General features: G+C 43.4%; 13 protein-coding genes and 1 tRNA gene. 7 read left to right on the top strand and 7 right to left on the bottom strand.

Annotation, left to right across the window (positions count from 1 at the left end):
• Positions 1-170 precede the first annotated feature (170 nt).
• The 3 genes from surE to lpxB are packed head-to-tail and all read left to right on the top strand — an operon-like array spanning position 171 to position 2315.
• Positions 171-944 carry a 5'/3'-nucleotidase SurE gene (gene surE / locus AB6735_RS17875; protein WP_370997171.1) on the top strand — a complete coding sequence of 258 codons (774 nt, stop codon included), beginning with the start codon at positions 171-173 and terminating at the stop codon, positions 942-944.
• On the top strand, positions 937-1206 hold the full coding sequence (locus AB6735_RS17870; protein ID WP_370997170.1) for a hypothetical protein: 270 nt from the start codon (positions 937-939) through the stop codon (positions 1204-1206). The genes surE and AB6735_RS17870 overlap by 8 nt, the downstream gene beginning before the upstream one ends.
• Positions 1203-2315 (top strand): lipid-A-disaccharide synthase, encoded by a 1113-nt coding sequence (gene lpxB, locus AB6735_RS17865; protein WP_370997169.1) that lies wholly within the window; start codon positions 1203-1205, stop codon positions 2313-2315. Before AB6735_RS17870 ends, lpxB begins: the two co-directional genes overlap by 4 nt.
• 56 nt (positions 2316-2371) lie before the next feature.
• Here lpxB and AB6735_RS17860 read toward each other — a convergent pair whose 3' ends face one another.
• The 4 genes from AB6735_RS17860 to AB6735_RS17845 form a co-directional block, all read right to left on the bottom strand.
• The gene (locus AB6735_RS17860; RefSeq protein ID WP_370997168.1) at positions 2372-2533 is read right to left on the bottom strand and encodes a hypothetical protein; all 162 of its coding nucleotides are present in this window, start codon (positions 2531-2533) and stop codon (positions 2372-2374) included.
• A 41-nt stretch (positions 2534-2574) separates the two neighbouring features.
• A complete protein-coding gene (locus tag AB6735_RS17855; RefSeq protein ID WP_370997166.1) occupies positions 2575-2703 on the bottom strand; it encodes a hypothetical protein in 129 nt (42 codons plus the stop codon).
• Positions 2704-2733: 30 nt separating this feature from the next.
• Positions 2734-2907 carry a hypothetical protein gene (locus AB6735_RS17850; RefSeq protein ID WP_370997165.1) on the bottom strand — a complete coding sequence of 58 codons (174 nt, stop codon included), beginning with the start codon at positions 2905-2907 and terminating at the stop codon, positions 2734-2736.
• A 215-nt stretch (positions 2908-3122) separates the two neighbouring features.
• Positions 3123-4319 (bottom strand): MFS transporter, encoded by a 1197-nt coding sequence (locus AB6735_RS17845; protein WP_370997164.1) that lies wholly within the window; start codon positions 4317-4319, stop codon positions 3123-3125.
• Between the two features lie 745 nt (positions 4320-5064).
• On the opposite strand from AB6735_RS17845, the gene AB6735_RS17840 reads away from it, so the two are divergent.
• The 4 genes from AB6735_RS17840 to AB6735_RS17825 all read left to right on the top strand — a co-directional run bounded on the left by AB6735_RS17840 (position 5065) and on the right by AB6735_RS17825 (position 11244).
• A tRNA-Ala gene (locus tag AB6735_RS17840) sits at positions 5065-5138 on the top strand.
• Positions 5139-5261: 123 nt separating this feature from the next.
• Positions 5262-5576 (top strand): DUF6660 family protein, encoded by a 315-nt coding sequence (locus AB6735_RS17835; protein WP_370997163.1) that lies wholly within the window; start codon positions 5262-5264, stop codon positions 5574-5576.
• 78 nt (positions 5577-5654) lie between these two features.
• Positions 5655-10034: a CusA/CzcA family heavy metal efflux RND transporter gene (locus AB6735_RS17830; protein WP_370997162.1), complete on the top strand. Its 4380-nt coding sequence runs from the start codon at positions 5655-5657 to the stop codon at positions 10032-10034.
• 1 nt (position 10035) lies between these two features.
• On the top strand, positions 10036-11244 hold the full coding sequence (locus AB6735_RS17825; RefSeq protein WP_370997161.1) for an efflux RND transporter periplasmic adaptor subunit: 1209 nt from the start codon (positions 10036-10038) through the stop codon (positions 11242-11244).
• A 183-nt stretch (positions 11245-11427) separates the two neighbouring features.
• Here the strand turns inward: AB6735_RS17825 and AB6735_RS17820 are convergent, their stop codons facing one another.
• The 3 genes from AB6735_RS17820 to AB6735_RS17810 form a co-directional block, all read right to left on the bottom strand.
• A complete protein-coding gene (locus tag AB6735_RS17820) occupies positions 11428-12129 on the bottom strand; it encodes an NUDIX domain-containing protein (protein ID WP_370997160.1) in 702 nt (233 codons plus the stop codon).
• A 178-nt stretch (positions 12130-12307) separates the two neighbouring features.
• Positions 12308-12652, bottom strand: a complete 345-nt coding sequence (locus tag AB6735_RS17815) for a TfoX/Sxy family protein (RefSeq protein ID WP_370997159.1) — start codon at positions 12650-12652, stop codon at positions 12308-12310.
• A gap of 120 nt (positions 12653-12772) precedes the next feature.
• Entirely contained in the window at positions 12773-14014 is a 1242-nt protein-coding gene (locus AB6735_RS17810; RefSeq protein ID WP_370997158.1) for an RNA polymerase sigma factor, read from the bottom strand.
• Between the last annotated feature and the right edge of the window lie 195 nt (positions 14015-14209).

Here is a 14209-nt window from a genome sequence, read left to right as displayed (position 1 = left end):
GCGATTTGCATTGTTGCCTGTGAGGACACAGGCAACCGGGGAAAGAGCGAATTGCTTAGTATTAGGGACCTGCCTAAGTAGAGATTGCTTCGCGCCTCGCAATGACGTGAGGGATACACCTCCCCCTTTTTTCTCCCCCACATCCCCCAAAATATCAGTAATTTCGCAGCATGAATAATGCGAAACCAACCATACTTGTTGTAAACGACGATGGGATAACCGCCCCTGGTATAAAAGTGCTGATGGAAGCCATGAGCGAAATTGGCCGTGTAGTAGTGGTAGCACCGGATAGCCCGCAATCAGGCATGGGACACGCCATTACCATAGGCAAACCATTGCGTTTAGATAAGGTAGATCTTTATGAAGGCATTGAAATGTACCGCTGCTCAGGCACCCCGGTTGATTGTGTAAAGCTGGCCGTAAATAAAATATTCAAAGGCCAAAAGCCAGATCTGTGTGTATCCGGCATCAACCATGGTTTAAATAATTCTATCAATGTGTTATACTCCGGTACCATGTCGGCCGCTGTTGAAGGTGCCATTGAGGGTATCCCATCCATCGGCTTTTCTTTGGATGATTATACGCTTCAAGCCGATTTTAGTCATTGTGTTAAATATATTAAAGAACTGGCTTTGCAGGTTTTGGCTAACAATCTTCCACCGGCTACGTTGCTCAATGTGAATTTCCCCAATACTCCTGATATCAAAGGTATCAAAGTGTGCCGTCAGGCGGCCGCAAAATGGGCCGAGGAATTTGACGAAAGAATCGATCCGCATAAACGGCCCTACTATTGGCTTACCGGTGTTTTTCAATTAAATGATGGCGGCGAAGATACCGATGTTTGGGCCCTGGAGCACAATTATGTATCGGTTGTACCCGTTCAGTTTGATATGACGGCACATCATGCTATTCCTTATTTAAATAATTGGAAATTTAATGTTTAAGCACAATACGGTAACCGCAGGCACAATTTACGGAGCTATATTACCTGCCATAAGTCTGTTCATTTTTCTGTACCTGTTAAAAGGCAATTTTTTATTGTTTAATAAACCAGGCACACCTTACCTGGTGGCTATTGGCCTCAATCTTATAATTATCCGCTGGTATGGTAAAAATAAGATGGATAAAGCGGTGATCGGTATAGCCGCGGTTACCTTTATATTTATGCTCGCCATATTTGTATTTAAATTGCAGCCCATACGATGAAATATTACCTGGTAGCCGGCGAAGCCTCGGGCGATATGCATGGGGCCAATTTAATGAAAGCACTAAAAGCCCTTGACCCCGATGCCGAGTTCCGTTTTTTTGGTGGTGACCTGATGCTGGCAGAAGGTGGTACCCTTGTAAAACACTACCGTGAAATGGCTTACATGGGCTTTGTAGAAGTGATCGCGAATCTGCCAGCCATCCTTAAAAACATCAAACAATGCAAACAGGATATTCATTCCTGGCAGCCGGATGTGCTTATTCTAATCGACATCCCCGGCTTTAATCTCAAAATTGCCGCATACGCGCAAACCATCGGTTTAAAAGTAAATTACTACATCTCGCCCAAGGTTTGGGCCTGGAATCAAAAAAGGGTGTTAAAGATCAAAAAGGTAGTGAACCACCTTTTCTGCATTCTGCCTTTTGAGGTTGATTTTTACAAAACCTGGGGAATGGATGTGGATTATGTAGGCAATCCGCTGCTTGACGCCATCGCCGCATTTAAACCAGATCCCGATTTTTTGCAGCAGCATCAGCTTATTGGCAAAAAGATCATTGCGCTGTTACCCGGCAGTCGTAAACAGGAGATCAGCAACCTGCTGCCCGATATGATAAGCATTGCTGAACGTTTTCCGGAGCATCAATTTGTAATAGCCGGCGCCCCATCTTTTAAACAGGATTATTATGATCAGTTTTTAAATGGCGAAAATATTCCGGTATTATTTGATGCCACTTATAATCTGTTAAGTCATGCCCACGCGGCTGTTGTAGCATCAGGTACCGCCACTCTCGAAACGGCCTTGTTTCATGTACCGCAGGTGGTTGTTTACAAAGGCAACACGCTCACTATTGCCATAGCGCGCATGCTGGTTAAATTAAATTTTATATCGCTGGTTAACCTGATTATGAACAAAGGCGTGGTAAAGGAATTGATCCAGGAAGATTGTACCACAGCCAGGATCAGTGAAGAGGTTGATCTGCTGATCAATAATAAAGAGCATCGTCAAAAAGTACTAACTGATTATGCTGAACTGGACATACGTATGGGCCAGCCCGGCGCATCTGCCAAAACCGCCGCTCTCATTGTAAAATACGCTGCAAATAAATAAAGCCCTGTTTTTGCAGGGCTCTATCGTTTTCATAGGTGTGATGTAATATATATTGATCAGGCTGCAGACAGTGTTTGCTGTGCAACAACCCGTTGATTGCTTGGTTTAAATCTGTTCTTCGCTCTGAAATTTCTAAGGTCTTCCAATAAAATATCTAACAACTGATTATCAAAGCGGGCTATTAATTTGCTTGCAGATGGTGTTTTATAGGATTTCATAATGTAATATGTTATAGGTTAATGTTGTAGTTTGTATACAATTAGGCTGCTGTTGGCAATAAAGGTGTTTTGCCTTTAATCGCTTTCAGGTCATTCATGATAATTCTTTTCAACTGGTTATCAAAATTAGCTACTAATTTGCTGATCGATGGTTTTTTGGTGCTTTTCATAGTTTTAGTTTTTGTATATTTTATTTTCTTTTAGTCTTTCCTTTTATCGTCGTCGTCTTCGGTCAGGTTATCTTTCCTTCGCTTGGCTTCCTTGTATTGCCTTAGTATCTGTTCTTCATCGCGTTCATCTGATGTTTTTGTCGGCTCTACCGGATTGTCCCATTCTTTCTCTTCTTCCTTAATGGTTTTCTTTGTAGCTTTCATGACAGTTACATTTAATAACTATTATTCCAAATCAGTGCCAAAAAATTAATTTCGCGCCAAAAAAGTCATTAAAATCTGTAAAAAGATTACAATTAAATGTAAGTGACTGTATTTGAGGTGCTTTTATGCGGATAAAAAAATCCATTTTTTTAGACAGTAACCGGTATGCATCATTGCAAAAACGTACGCTAACTGAACAAATATGTACAGTACCGCTAATTCCGGACATTTCGTTTATAGTTAATGAAGTGTGCTGCTAACGCGATAAGTGCTAATCCGCCGCCAATAGCACATACGCCTGCCCATCCATAATTTTTCCAGAGCAGGCTGGCCAGGAATGTTCCGGATGCGCCACCTATAAAATATGATACCATGTATACCGTGTTGAGCCGGTTGCGGGCCTCTGGTATCAAGGCAAAAATGATAGACTGGTTGGAGATATGGGTAGCCTGTACGCCCATATCTAAAACAATTACGCCAACAATGAGCCCGGCAATGCTGCTGCCGGAGAAGTAAAAAATAATATAAGAGATAAGCACCAGTAATAAAGTATAGCCCGACAGCTTATAAGGATTCATTTTATCGCTCAGGCGGCCCATCAATCCCGCTGCCAGCGCACCAAAGGCACCCACCAATCCAAAGGCGCCGGCTGCCGCGCTTCCTTCGTTAAACTGAGGCTGCTTTAACAAAAATACCAGGGTAGTCCAAAAAGCACTGAATCCGGCAAAGCACAAAGCCCCTCTGAAAGAAGCCATACGCAGTTTGGGCTGTGTTTTTATTAGATGAATGAGCGAGTGCATCAATTTTTTATAGTTGCCTTTATAATCGGGCTCCACCTCGGGCAAAAAGAAAAAGATCATCAGCCACATAGCTGCCATTAAGCCCGTAGCTATATAATACATGCTCCGCCAGCCAAAATGCTGACCAATAAAACCGCTTAGGGTACGCGAAAGCAATATCCCGATCAGCAATCCGCTCATCACAAAACCCAGCTTTTTACCCCGCTCATGCGGTTTGGCCAGGTGAGCGGCCATAGGTATAAGTAATTGTGGTATAATAGAAGATAAACCCAATAAAAAGCCGGCAATGGTTAATACTAATATAGATGGAGCAAGTGCGCTGATGAGCAATGCAAAAATAACCAGGATAAAATCTAACAATATCAATTGCTTACGCTTTACCATATCTGCCAGGGGCACAATAAACAACAAACCGCTGGCATAACCAATTTGTGTAAACAGGGATAGTTGCTGAGCTTTTTTATCCGTTATACCAAAAGTGTGCGCGATATCTGCAAGCAGGGGTTGATTGTAATAGATATTGGCCACCACCAAGCCGGTGGCGATTGTCATGATCCATAAGGTAAGCGGCGTTAAATGCGGATGTTCTTTAGAAGTATCGGGAGCTGTCATGAGCAATAAAATATAAAATCTGCTGCAAAAGTGACAAAGCATTTTTAAAATGATGCCTGTTTAAAGTAATTTTTCTTTCACAATAAACAATAAGATGGAATTTATGGAGTTTTATATTTTGATAAAAAGAATTGATTTACAATTACTTTTTTGAAAAACAGGCTCATTAAAATAGGTTTTTTAATAATTTATTGGTTTTTTAATGAAAAACCCAGTTAAAAATGAAATAATTTCTATTAAATATGGGTTTTAACATTTTTTTAACAAAAAAATGTACTAAAATTAATTTTATTATATAAAATAAAAGTAGTTTATTAAATAATTAACCTATCAATTTATTACTAATACAAATTTCAATAAAAAAATTAAAAATTTATCACATTATTAAAGTTTTATTAGTATTTTTGATAATCAAATGCAAAATGAATGAGTATTTGGTAAATGTTACAAAAAAATTACAAAATAAAATTGGTGAATCTGAAAACTTAGTGTTACTTTTACACCATAACAAAAACGATAAAAAAGTCTTCTCATAATTTAGGTTTATAATTGGTTAGTAAAGGCCCCTGCCCATCAGGGGCTTTACTTATTTTAAAGGGGCGGTTTCCCTGTTACAATCACCTTAACTTTATTATTTGTGAGGATTCGCCAATGGTGATATTATTGCTATTGACAGTAGGTGATAAAAATTATTAACAAGAGATTTTGTTTTACTGCATAATGTGATATATTTGCAGCCCAATCCGGGGGATTAGCTCAGCTGGCTAGAGCGCTTGCATGGCATGCAAGAGGTCATCGGTTCGACTCCGATATTCTCCACAATAATAAAAGGGCCTTACAAAAATGTAAAGCCTTTTTTATGATACCAATCTTAATATCACCCTCTTTTTAACCATAAACAATACCATTGAGTTTTATATAAATAAGCTAACTTTGTGGCAGATGAAATATTTAGCCATCATCATATGCTTATACGTTTCCCTCCTCTCGGTAATGCCGTGCCAGGATAGGGATGATGCTGTATTGGCTCAATCGCACCTAACCATCAGGCAGGCGCATGATGGTAATCAAGATTGCACCCGCGAGGCTTGTACCCCACTTTGTTCCTGCTCCTGCTGTTCAAGCGTCAGGGATATTGATTTTCAGGTACATGTTTTATCATTTCGGCAAAATACTTTTATTCCATATCCCGATCTGATCATTCCTGCCTTATCTGAGCAGGACATCGCCATTTGGCAGCCGCCACAATTAGGTTAATACGATTTCCTTTTAATTTTTTTGCCCGTCATCACGTATGGCGAGGCATGGATTGTCGCATTAATTTAATAAAATTTCATGTTTGATCATATTATCGCGTTCTCTATCCGGAACAAGGTAACTATCGGGATCATGACGCTGTTGCTGGTGATTGCCGGGATCTATTCCGCTGCCAATTTACCGGTCGACGCGCAACCCGATATTACCAATAACCAGGTACAGATCATTACGCAGGCACCCAACTTGGGTGCGCAGGAAGTGGAGCAATTTATTACCGCTCCTATTGAATTATCCATGGCAAATATTGCCGGGATAGTCGAAAAACGGTCTATCTCCCGTTCGGGTATATCCGTTATAACCCTAGTTTTTAAAGACAATATTGATATATACTGGGCACGCCAACAGGTAACAGCCCAATTAAAAGAAGCCGAAAGCAGTATCCCTACAGATCTTGGTCAGCCCACGCTGGCGCCAATAACAACCGGGCTTGGCGAAATTTACCAGTATGTGATCCATCCCCAAAAAGGCTATGAGCAGAAATACACGGCTACCGATCTGCGCACCATTCAGGATTGGCTGGTACGCACGCAGTTAGCCGGTACTGTAGGTGTTGCCGAAGTAAGCGGCTGGGGTGGTTTTGTTAAGCAATACGAAGTGGCACTGGATAACGATAAGCTCAATTCATTGGGGCTTACCATTCCGGATGTTTATACCGCTCTGCAAAAAAACAACGAAAACACAGGTGGCTCGTATATCGAGCAACTTAATAACGCCTACTTTATCCGTGGCCTGGGGCAGGTGAAATCGCTGGATGATATCAAAAAGATAGTTGTTAAAAATGTAAAAGGTTCACCTGTTTTGATACGTGATATTGCCATAGTACAATTTGGCAGCGCTACCCGCTATGGCGCGGTAACCCGGAATGGCCAGGGCGAAGTTGTTGCCGGTGTAACCCTGATGCTGAAAGGCGAAAACTTTAGCCAGGTGATTAAAAACGTAAAAGAGCGCATGGTGCAAATCAAAAAATCCTTACCAGAAGGCGTGACTATCGAACCTTTTATTGATCGTACTGAACTCGTCGACCGGGCTATCGGCACCGTAAAACGCAACCTGCTGGAGGGCGCGCTCATCGTCATTTTTGTGTTGGTGCTCCTGTTAGGCAACTTCAGGGCAGGTTTGGTGGTAGCCTCTGTTATTCCGCTGGCCATGCTGTTCGCGTTTTTAATGATGCGGCTGTTTGGTGTTTCAGGAAATCTGATGAGTTTAGGAGCTATCGACTTTGGACTTATTGTGGATGGCGCCGTAATTATTGTGGAAAGCGTAGTGCATCACATTACGAGCGGCCGCTATCAAAAGGATGCCATCGAAAAGCTGAGTACCGAACAAATGGACATCGAGGTACAAAGCAGCGCCGGTAAGCTCATGAAATCAGCAGCTTTTGGGCAGATCATTATCCTCATCGTCTATCTCCCGCTGTTATCGCTTATCGGTATTGAAGGTAAAATGTTCAAACCGATGGCGCAAACCGTGGCCTTTGCTATTTTGGGTGCTTTTATACTCTCGCTCACTTATGTACCGATGGCCAGCGCCTTGTTCCTGAGTAAGAAAACAGTATACAAAATCAATATTTCTGATCATATTATCACCTTTCTACAGCGCATTTATCAGCGTGCGCTGGTGGCTGTTTTGAAGGTAAAGGTGCTGACGGTGGCGGTAGTTTTTATATTATTTGGCATCTCGATATGGGCCTTCAGCCGCATGGGCGGCGAGTTTATCCCTACACTGGAAGAGGGCGACCTCACCGTGGAGATCTCAATGATGCAAGGCACCTCGCTTTCTGAAGTAGTTAAAACTTTCGGAAAAGCGGAGAAATTATTGAAGGACCGTTTCCCGGAGATTAAACAAGCGGTTACCCGTATCGGCAGTTCTGAAATTCCGACCGACCCTATGCCCATTGAGCGGGCAGATATGATGCTGGCGATGAAACCCAAAGCTGAATGGAAAAGCGCCACGACCAGGGAGGAAATGTCTGCCAAAATGGAAGCAGCGCTGGAGGAGATCCCCGGCATCCACGCCTCCATTTCACAGCCCATGCAAATGCGTTTTAATGAATTGATGACGGGCATCAGGCAGGATGTGGCCATTAAAATATATGGTGAAGACCTGGATGTGCTGGCCGATGAAGCCAACAAGATAGCAAAGGAGATCTCGACGGTAAAAGGTGTAACCGAGCCCTATATCGAAAAGGTGATCGGCCTGCCACAGATCCAGGTATCCTATAACCGCGACAGGATGGCCCAATATGGCTTAAATATCAGCGATGTGAATCTAATCCTAAAAACAGCCTTTGCCGGTAATGTGGCCGGTGTGGTATTTGAGGGAGAGAAGCGTTTTGATATGGTAGTTCGCATGGATCGCAACCTGCGCGAAAACATTGCCAACGTGGAAAACCTGCTGATCCCTCTCCCATCGGGCAATAAAGTACCGCTAAACCAGGTAGCCGATATCGGTATCAAAGATGCCCCGGCCCAGATATCCCGTGAGGACGGCAGGCGCCGGATCTACGTAGGTTTTAATGTAGAGGGCCGCGATGTGGAATCCACTGTAACCGAAATACAAAACAAACTGGCTAAGCAGATAAAACTACCCGGTGGTTATTACATGACCTATGGCGGGCAGTTTCAAAACCTGCAAGCGGCAAAAAGTCGGCTGGGTATAGCAGTTCCGGCGGCATTGCTGTTTATCCTGATATTGCTGTATGTCACCTTTCGCTCGGTTAAGGAAAGCCTGCTTATTTTTACGGCTGTTCCATTAGCTTCCATGGGTGGTATTGCAGCTTTATTGCTTCGCGGTATGCCTTTTAGTATTTCAGCGGGGGTTGGTTTTATTGCTCTGTTTGGGGTTGCGGTATTGAATGGCATTGTGCTCATTGGCTACTTCAATCAGCTAAAGGAAGAGGGCATGAGCAATATTTATGACCGCGTACTGGAAGGCACTAAAACAAGATTGCGCCCGGTACTTATGACCGCCTCTGTTGCTTCGCTGGGTTTCCTACCTATGGCCCTGTCATCAAGCGCCGGTGCCGAAGTACAGAAGCCGCTGGCTACCGTAGTCATAGGCGGCTTAGTTACCGCAACATTTTTAACCCTGTTTGTATTACCATGCCTGTACCTATTATTTAACCGGAAAGAGGTAGGCAAAATAAAACTCCCTAAAGCGGTAATAGCTATATTGATCACAGGCATGCTGGCAATGGCTGGTACATCCCGAGCAAATGCGCAGCAAAGCGTACCATTAACGCTGGATAGCGCGATAGCCAAAGCATTAAGTCAAAACCTGAATGTGCGCTCAGCCGGACTATCAATTGAGCAGGCCCGGGCATTACAAAAATCATCGACTGATCTGCCCAAGACCGAATTTCTGCTTACCCAGGACCCAACAAGTGGCGGCAATATTGATAACAGCATTGGCATAACGCAAAACATTGCCTGGCCGGGCTTTTATAAAAACCAGCGAAAATTATTGAATCAGCAAACCCGGTTGGCCGAAAGTTCGGGTGCGGTCACGAAGGCTGATATCATCAGGCAGGTACGCAGCGCCTGGTATGCTTACCTTCTGAACCGGGAAATGCTAAAGGTTTTGGACCATCAGGATAGTATTTATTCCGGCTTTGTAAAAAAGGCCGAGGTACGACGTAAAACAGGTGAAACATCCGCTTTGGAAGTGATCAGCGCCCGTAATAAGTACCAGGAAATTCAAGCCCTGCGGATAGGTACACAAGCCGACCTTCGCAGTAATGAGCTTGCCCTGCAGCAATTATTGAATATGGATGAACCCGTAATTGTGAACGAAAGCGCTCTACCTATATTGCTTGATCTCCGGTCTGACACGACCGATGTAGCCGATAACCCGCAGATAGGTATGGGTCTCCGGCAAGTGGAAGTGGCCAGGGCAAAGGTGGCTGTTGAAAAGTCGCGGCTGATGCCCGATTTTACTTTAGGATATAACCAGCAGTTGCTCATCGCAGGGTTCAATCCGGCCAACATCAACCGGAGCTACTCGCCGGGCACGCGCATAGGCGGTTTCCAGGTGGGCATTTCCGTACCTGTTTTTAGCAAGGCTTACACGGCACGGATCCGTTCAGAAAGAATAGCCACCCAGGTGGCCGAGATCAATTACCGCCAAACCCGTCAGCAGCTCCACACCCAATATGAACAGGAGTTGCAGCAATATCAAAAACTCAAACAGGCGGTAGAATATTACACCTCTGGCGGCGGATTAAAACAGGCCGATGAGCAGTTAAGAATAGCGCAAGTATCTTTCAATCTGGGAGAGATAGGTTATATCGAATACATCCAGAATACCACAGCAGCCATACAAACCCGGCTTGCTTACCTCGACGCGGTAAGCCGCTTAAATCAATCGGCCATACAAATTCAATATATCAAAGGAAAATAAAATGCAGATTCAAAAATATAAATACGCTATCCCGGTACTGATTTTGGGTATCGGCATACTGGCCGCCTGTTCAGGTGGTTCGGCAAAAAAAGAAAGTGATAGTCCACAGGAAGCGGCCAATGTAAAAACCGCGAAGCCGGACAACCTTACGCTTACAGAGGCGCAAATGAAAAATGTAGGTATTGAGATAGGCCCAATCGCTCAAAAGAATCTTGATGCTGTGATCAAGGCAAACGGACAGCTGGCCGTTCCGCCGCAAAATAAGGCCGATGTAAGTATCCTTTCTGGCGGGGTGATCGGTCATATCAGCGTGCTCGAAGGGCAGCAGGTTAAACGGGGGCAGGTATTGGCTACCATCAGCAACCAGGACCTCATCAAAATACAGCAGGATTACCTGGCGGCAAAAAGCAACTTCACCTATATACAGGCAGAGTTTAACCGGCAGCGCCAGTTGCAGGATGCAGGCGCCGGAACCGGCAAATCATTTCAATCGGCACAGGCTACCTATAATGCGGAGCTTTCGCGGATCAAAGCCTTTGAAAGTCAGCTCAGGCAATTAAGTATCAGTCCAGATCGTATTAACAGTGGCCATATTGTTTCCAGTTTTCCGGTAGTTTCACCTATTACCGGTACTGTAGGTAAAATCTCAGCCAATACAGGCGCATTTGTACAGCCAGGCACATCCATTATGGAGGTGGTGGATAATTCCAAGATCCATTGCGATCTTACCGTGTTTGAAAAGGATCTGATGCAGGTAAAGCTTGGCCAAAAAGTAAATTTTCAGCTCACCAATCAGGGCGATATGATGATCACCGGAAAGATCAATGGTATCAACAAATCTTTTGAAAATGAAAGCAAGGGCGTTATTGTTCATGCTGAGATCGACAACCGGCAGCATAAAAATCTGATCCCGGGGATGTATGTTACCGCCCTCATCAACATAGGCAACCACATGGTACCAGCCGTCCCGGTTGATGCGGTGGTTCGTTCCGGCGGCAGACAATATATCTATATAGTGACCGATGAGCAAAATGGACCTAATAAAACAACCAGCTACAGCTTTAAAAAGGCCGAGGTTACAACCGGTGTGATGGAACTGGGTTATGTAGAAATTAAACCCATGACCGATTTACCAGCCAACGCCAAAGCAGCGCTAAAGGGAGCATTCTACCTGGAATCAAAAGCCGAAGGCGGCGCGGATGATGATTAATTATTTGATTTAATAAAGCATGTCATTTCCGAACGAGGCACAAGGAGAAATCTTTTAAGCTTAGTTTAACCGTGATGTAAGGTGCAAAAGATTTTTCGCTGTGCTCAAGCGATAATTTCTCCTTGTACCTCGTTCGAAAAGACATTGGGTTTAGATTAAACCGGTTGCAAGATAAATTAGCGGTTAAAGTGTATCCGGATTGGGGATAAAATTCATGAAAGCCTGGAATTTGGCGTAGTAATTCTGCATGTTGAGTTGGTAGTAATATGCCCCTCTTTTTGAGCCTGCTTTATCCTTATCAGCCAGCTTAATGAGCAGGCCGGTTGCCAGTACTCTTTTGCTGAAATTACGCTTATCAATGGTGGTATTAAAAACACATTCATAAAGCGTTTGCAGTTGGGGGATGGTAAATTTGGTAGGCAAAAGCTCAAACAATATAGGGTGCATGGCTGCCTTATAACGGATACGTTTTTTGGCCTGCTCCAGCATCTCCTGCTGATCAAATATCAACTTGGGTGTACGTTTGAGCTGGAACCACTCGGCATGGTAATCTGAACTGATCTGGGTTTGATACTTTTGTATATCAATAAGCGCGAAGTACGCTACAGAAACGGTACGTTCCATAGGGTCGCGGTTAGGGTCGCCAAAGGTATAAAGCTGTTCCAGGTATACTCCCTCAAGCCCGGTTAATTGTTTTAGGATGCGGTTTGCTGCCTGATCAATACTTTCATTACCCTGCACAAAACCACCCATCAGGCTCCAGTTCCCTTTCTCGGGCTGAAATCCTCTTTTGATCAGTAATAGTTTTAAAACATCTCCGTCAAATCCAAAAATAATGCAGTCAACAGCCAGTAACAACCTGGTCTGTTTAGAGTATCTAAGCATCTTATATAATCCGAATTATAATAAAAAACAAATATAAAATTACATTCGATATAAGCATAAATAAAAGGAATTCCAAAAAAATTAAAAGACAGATATCGATTGACGAAGTAAAGTAGCGAAAAAATTTGATCGGGATTATACAATTGTAAAAAAAACAGTTAAAAGGCGGGACTTGAAACTACTTTTTCCTTTTTTTGGATGGCTTCGCGACCTTGTTAAACTGCAGGCAGAGACCTATCCAGTGATCAAGATCCTTTGCTGAGCGAAGATTTTCCGCTTCCACAAAAACAAAATCTTTCATCACCCGGCTGCCCATTATCATCTCGCGGCAATTATCATTTTCCAACGCGATAACGGCCTGCTCATTGCCTATACGGCATAACATGTCCTTGTCGCGAATGCAAACACACATTTTATCATTAACCATAAAACACAAACCCTGAAACATCTTTACTTCATCTACCTGTTCTTGTTCGCTAAGGGTCTCGCGTATCCGGTTAGCTAATAATTCGTCATATGCCATAATTGAGAATCAAAATATTAGAGTCAGGAATCAAGATTAAAACCAATGACTATCATCATTGTGTGCTCATTCAAATCAGCTCTTAATTCCTTACTCTAATATCTTGATTCTTTTTTAAAATTACGCCAGTTTTTGCAGATCCTTACGGATCCTGTTCTTTTCGGTGCTTGTTTTTGCTTGTTTCAGCGCGGCTTGTAAATGTTTTACGGCCTGCTGCTGATCAACGCCGGTATATAAATTCCCCAGTAAAACATGATATAAATGATTATCATTCAGCTGCAGCTTTTCGGCTTCAGCTATGGCCTCCCGTTTCCCTCTGGCCCTGGAAATTGCGTAAGTGCGGTTAAGCGCGGCAATGGGCGAATAAGCAATTTGCAACAGACCATTATATAATTGTAATATATTCTCCCACTTTTGAGGTGTATCGGCATTAATGGTATGCCAGTAAGCTATGCCTGCTTCCAGATGATATTTACTTAATTGGTCGCCCTGCGATGCCCGGTTCAGGTAATCATTACCCCTTGCTATCAACTCTGCATTCCATAAGCCGGTATCCTGTTCATCATAGCGTATCATTTCACCATGTTCATCGGTACGGGCTTCAAAACGCGAAGCGTGAAAGCACATGAGGGCAATAAGCGCATTGGTATCGGGCAAATTGGTGCTTTTATTTTCGGTTAATAAAACCGCCAGGCGCAGGGCTTCCAGGCAAAGGTCTTTACGCAGGGTAGTATCCTTGCTGCTGGAATAATAACCTTCGTTAAACAACAGGTACAGCGTAGTTAAAACCGATTGTACTCTTGTACCGATCTCGGCAGACGGCGGAAACTCGATCTTCACCTTTTGCTCGCGCAGTTTTTCCTTCGCCCGGAATAACCGCTTATTAATATTTTCCTTGTTTGATAAAAAGGCATCGGCTATTTCGTTGATGCCAAAACCGCAAAGGATCCGGAGCGACAAACCTATCTGAGCTTCGGCGGGTAATATAGGCTGGCAAATGGCGAACATCAGTTGGAGCTGACTATCCCTGATGTGCTCGTCAGACAGATCGATCACCATTTCTTCTGTACCTTCGTAAGTTGCCTGCAGGCTGCCGGTGATCTTTTGTGTAAATAGTTTATCGCGTCTCAGATAATCTTTTGCTTTATTGCGGGCTACCGTATATAACCAGGCCACCGGGTTATCGGGCAAACCTTTTAAACTCCATACTTCTGATGCGGTTAAAAAAGTGTCGCTTGCTATATCTTCGGCAATTTCTGGGTATTCAAAACCAAAGTGCTTATAAAGTACCGAAACTATTTTACGGTATTCGGTACGGAACAAATGAGGTAATAACTCTTGTTTATTAATATCGGCAGCCATATTGGTTTATCATGACGCTAATATAAATGTATTTTGTGCAGACTGTTTAAAAAAGCCCCCAGAGACTGGTAGTTTTGCCTATTTAACGGAGCCGTTAGCGATCAAAAGAAACAAAAAATCATTGAACCCAAAGTAGTAAAGCTGTGCCTGATAACCCTATTTATTGGTGAGATTTATTTATGATTGAGCCGGTTA

Source organism: Mucilaginibacter sp. RCC_168 (assembly GCF_041355315.1).
In the GTDB taxonomy this organism is placed as follows: Bacteria; Bacteroidota; Bacteroidia; order Sphingobacteriales; family Sphingobacteriaceae; genus Mucilaginibacter.
The sequence above is the reverse complement of the archived record's forward strand: the minus strand, read 5'-3'. Positions and strand labels throughout refer to the sequence as shown.

Excerpts from the sequence above, each read along its gene's own strand:
- surE (WP_370997171.1), top strand. The coding sequence starts at position 171 with ATGAATAATGCGAAACCAACCATACTTGTTGTAAACGACGATGGGATA.
- AB6735_RS17870 (WP_370997170.1), top strand. The coding sequence starts at position 937 with ATGTTTAAGCACAATACGGTAACCGCAGGCACAATTTACGGAGCTATA.
- lpxB (WP_370997169.1), top strand. The coding sequence starts at position 1,203 with ATGAAATATTACCTGGTAGCCGGCGAAGCCTCGGGCGATATGCATGGG.
- AB6735_RS17860 (WP_370997168.1), bottom strand. The coding sequence starts at position 2,533 with ATGAAATCCTATAAAACACCATCTGCAAGCAAATTAATAGCCCGCTTT.
- AB6735_RS17855 (WP_370997166.1), bottom strand. The coding sequence starts at position 2,703 with ATGAAAAGCACCAAAAAACCATCGATCAGCAAATTAGTAGCTAATTTT.
- AB6735_RS17850 (WP_370997165.1), bottom strand. The coding sequence starts at position 2,907 with ATGAAAGCTACAAAGAAAACCATTAAGGAAGAAGAGAAAGAATGGGAC.
- AB6735_RS17845 (WP_370997164.1), bottom strand. The coding sequence starts at position 4,319 with ATGACAGCTCCCGATACTTCTAAAGAACATCCGCATTTAACGCCGCTT.
- AB6735_RS17835 (WP_370997163.1), top strand. The coding sequence starts at position 5,262 with ATGAAATATTTAGCCATCATCATATGCTTATACGTTTCCCTCCTCTCG.
- AB6735_RS17830 (WP_370997162.1), top strand. The coding sequence starts at position 5,655 with ATGTTTGATCATATTATCGCGTTCTCTATCCGGAACAAGGTAACTATC.
- AB6735_RS17825 (WP_370997161.1), top strand. The coding sequence starts at position 10,036 with ATGCAGATTCAAAAATATAAATACGCTATCCCGGTACTGATTTTGGGT.
- AB6735_RS17820 (WP_370997160.1), bottom strand. The coding sequence starts at position 12,129 with ATGCTTAGATACTCTAAACAGACCAGGTTGTTACTGGCTGTTGACTGC.
- AB6735_RS17815 (WP_370997159.1), bottom strand. The coding sequence starts at position 12,652 with ATGGCATATGACGAATTATTAGCTAACCGGATACGCGAGACCCTTAGC.
- AB6735_RS17810 (WP_370997158.1), bottom strand. The coding sequence starts at position 14,014 with ATGGCTGCCGATATTAATAAACAAGAGTTATTACCTCATTTGTTCCGT.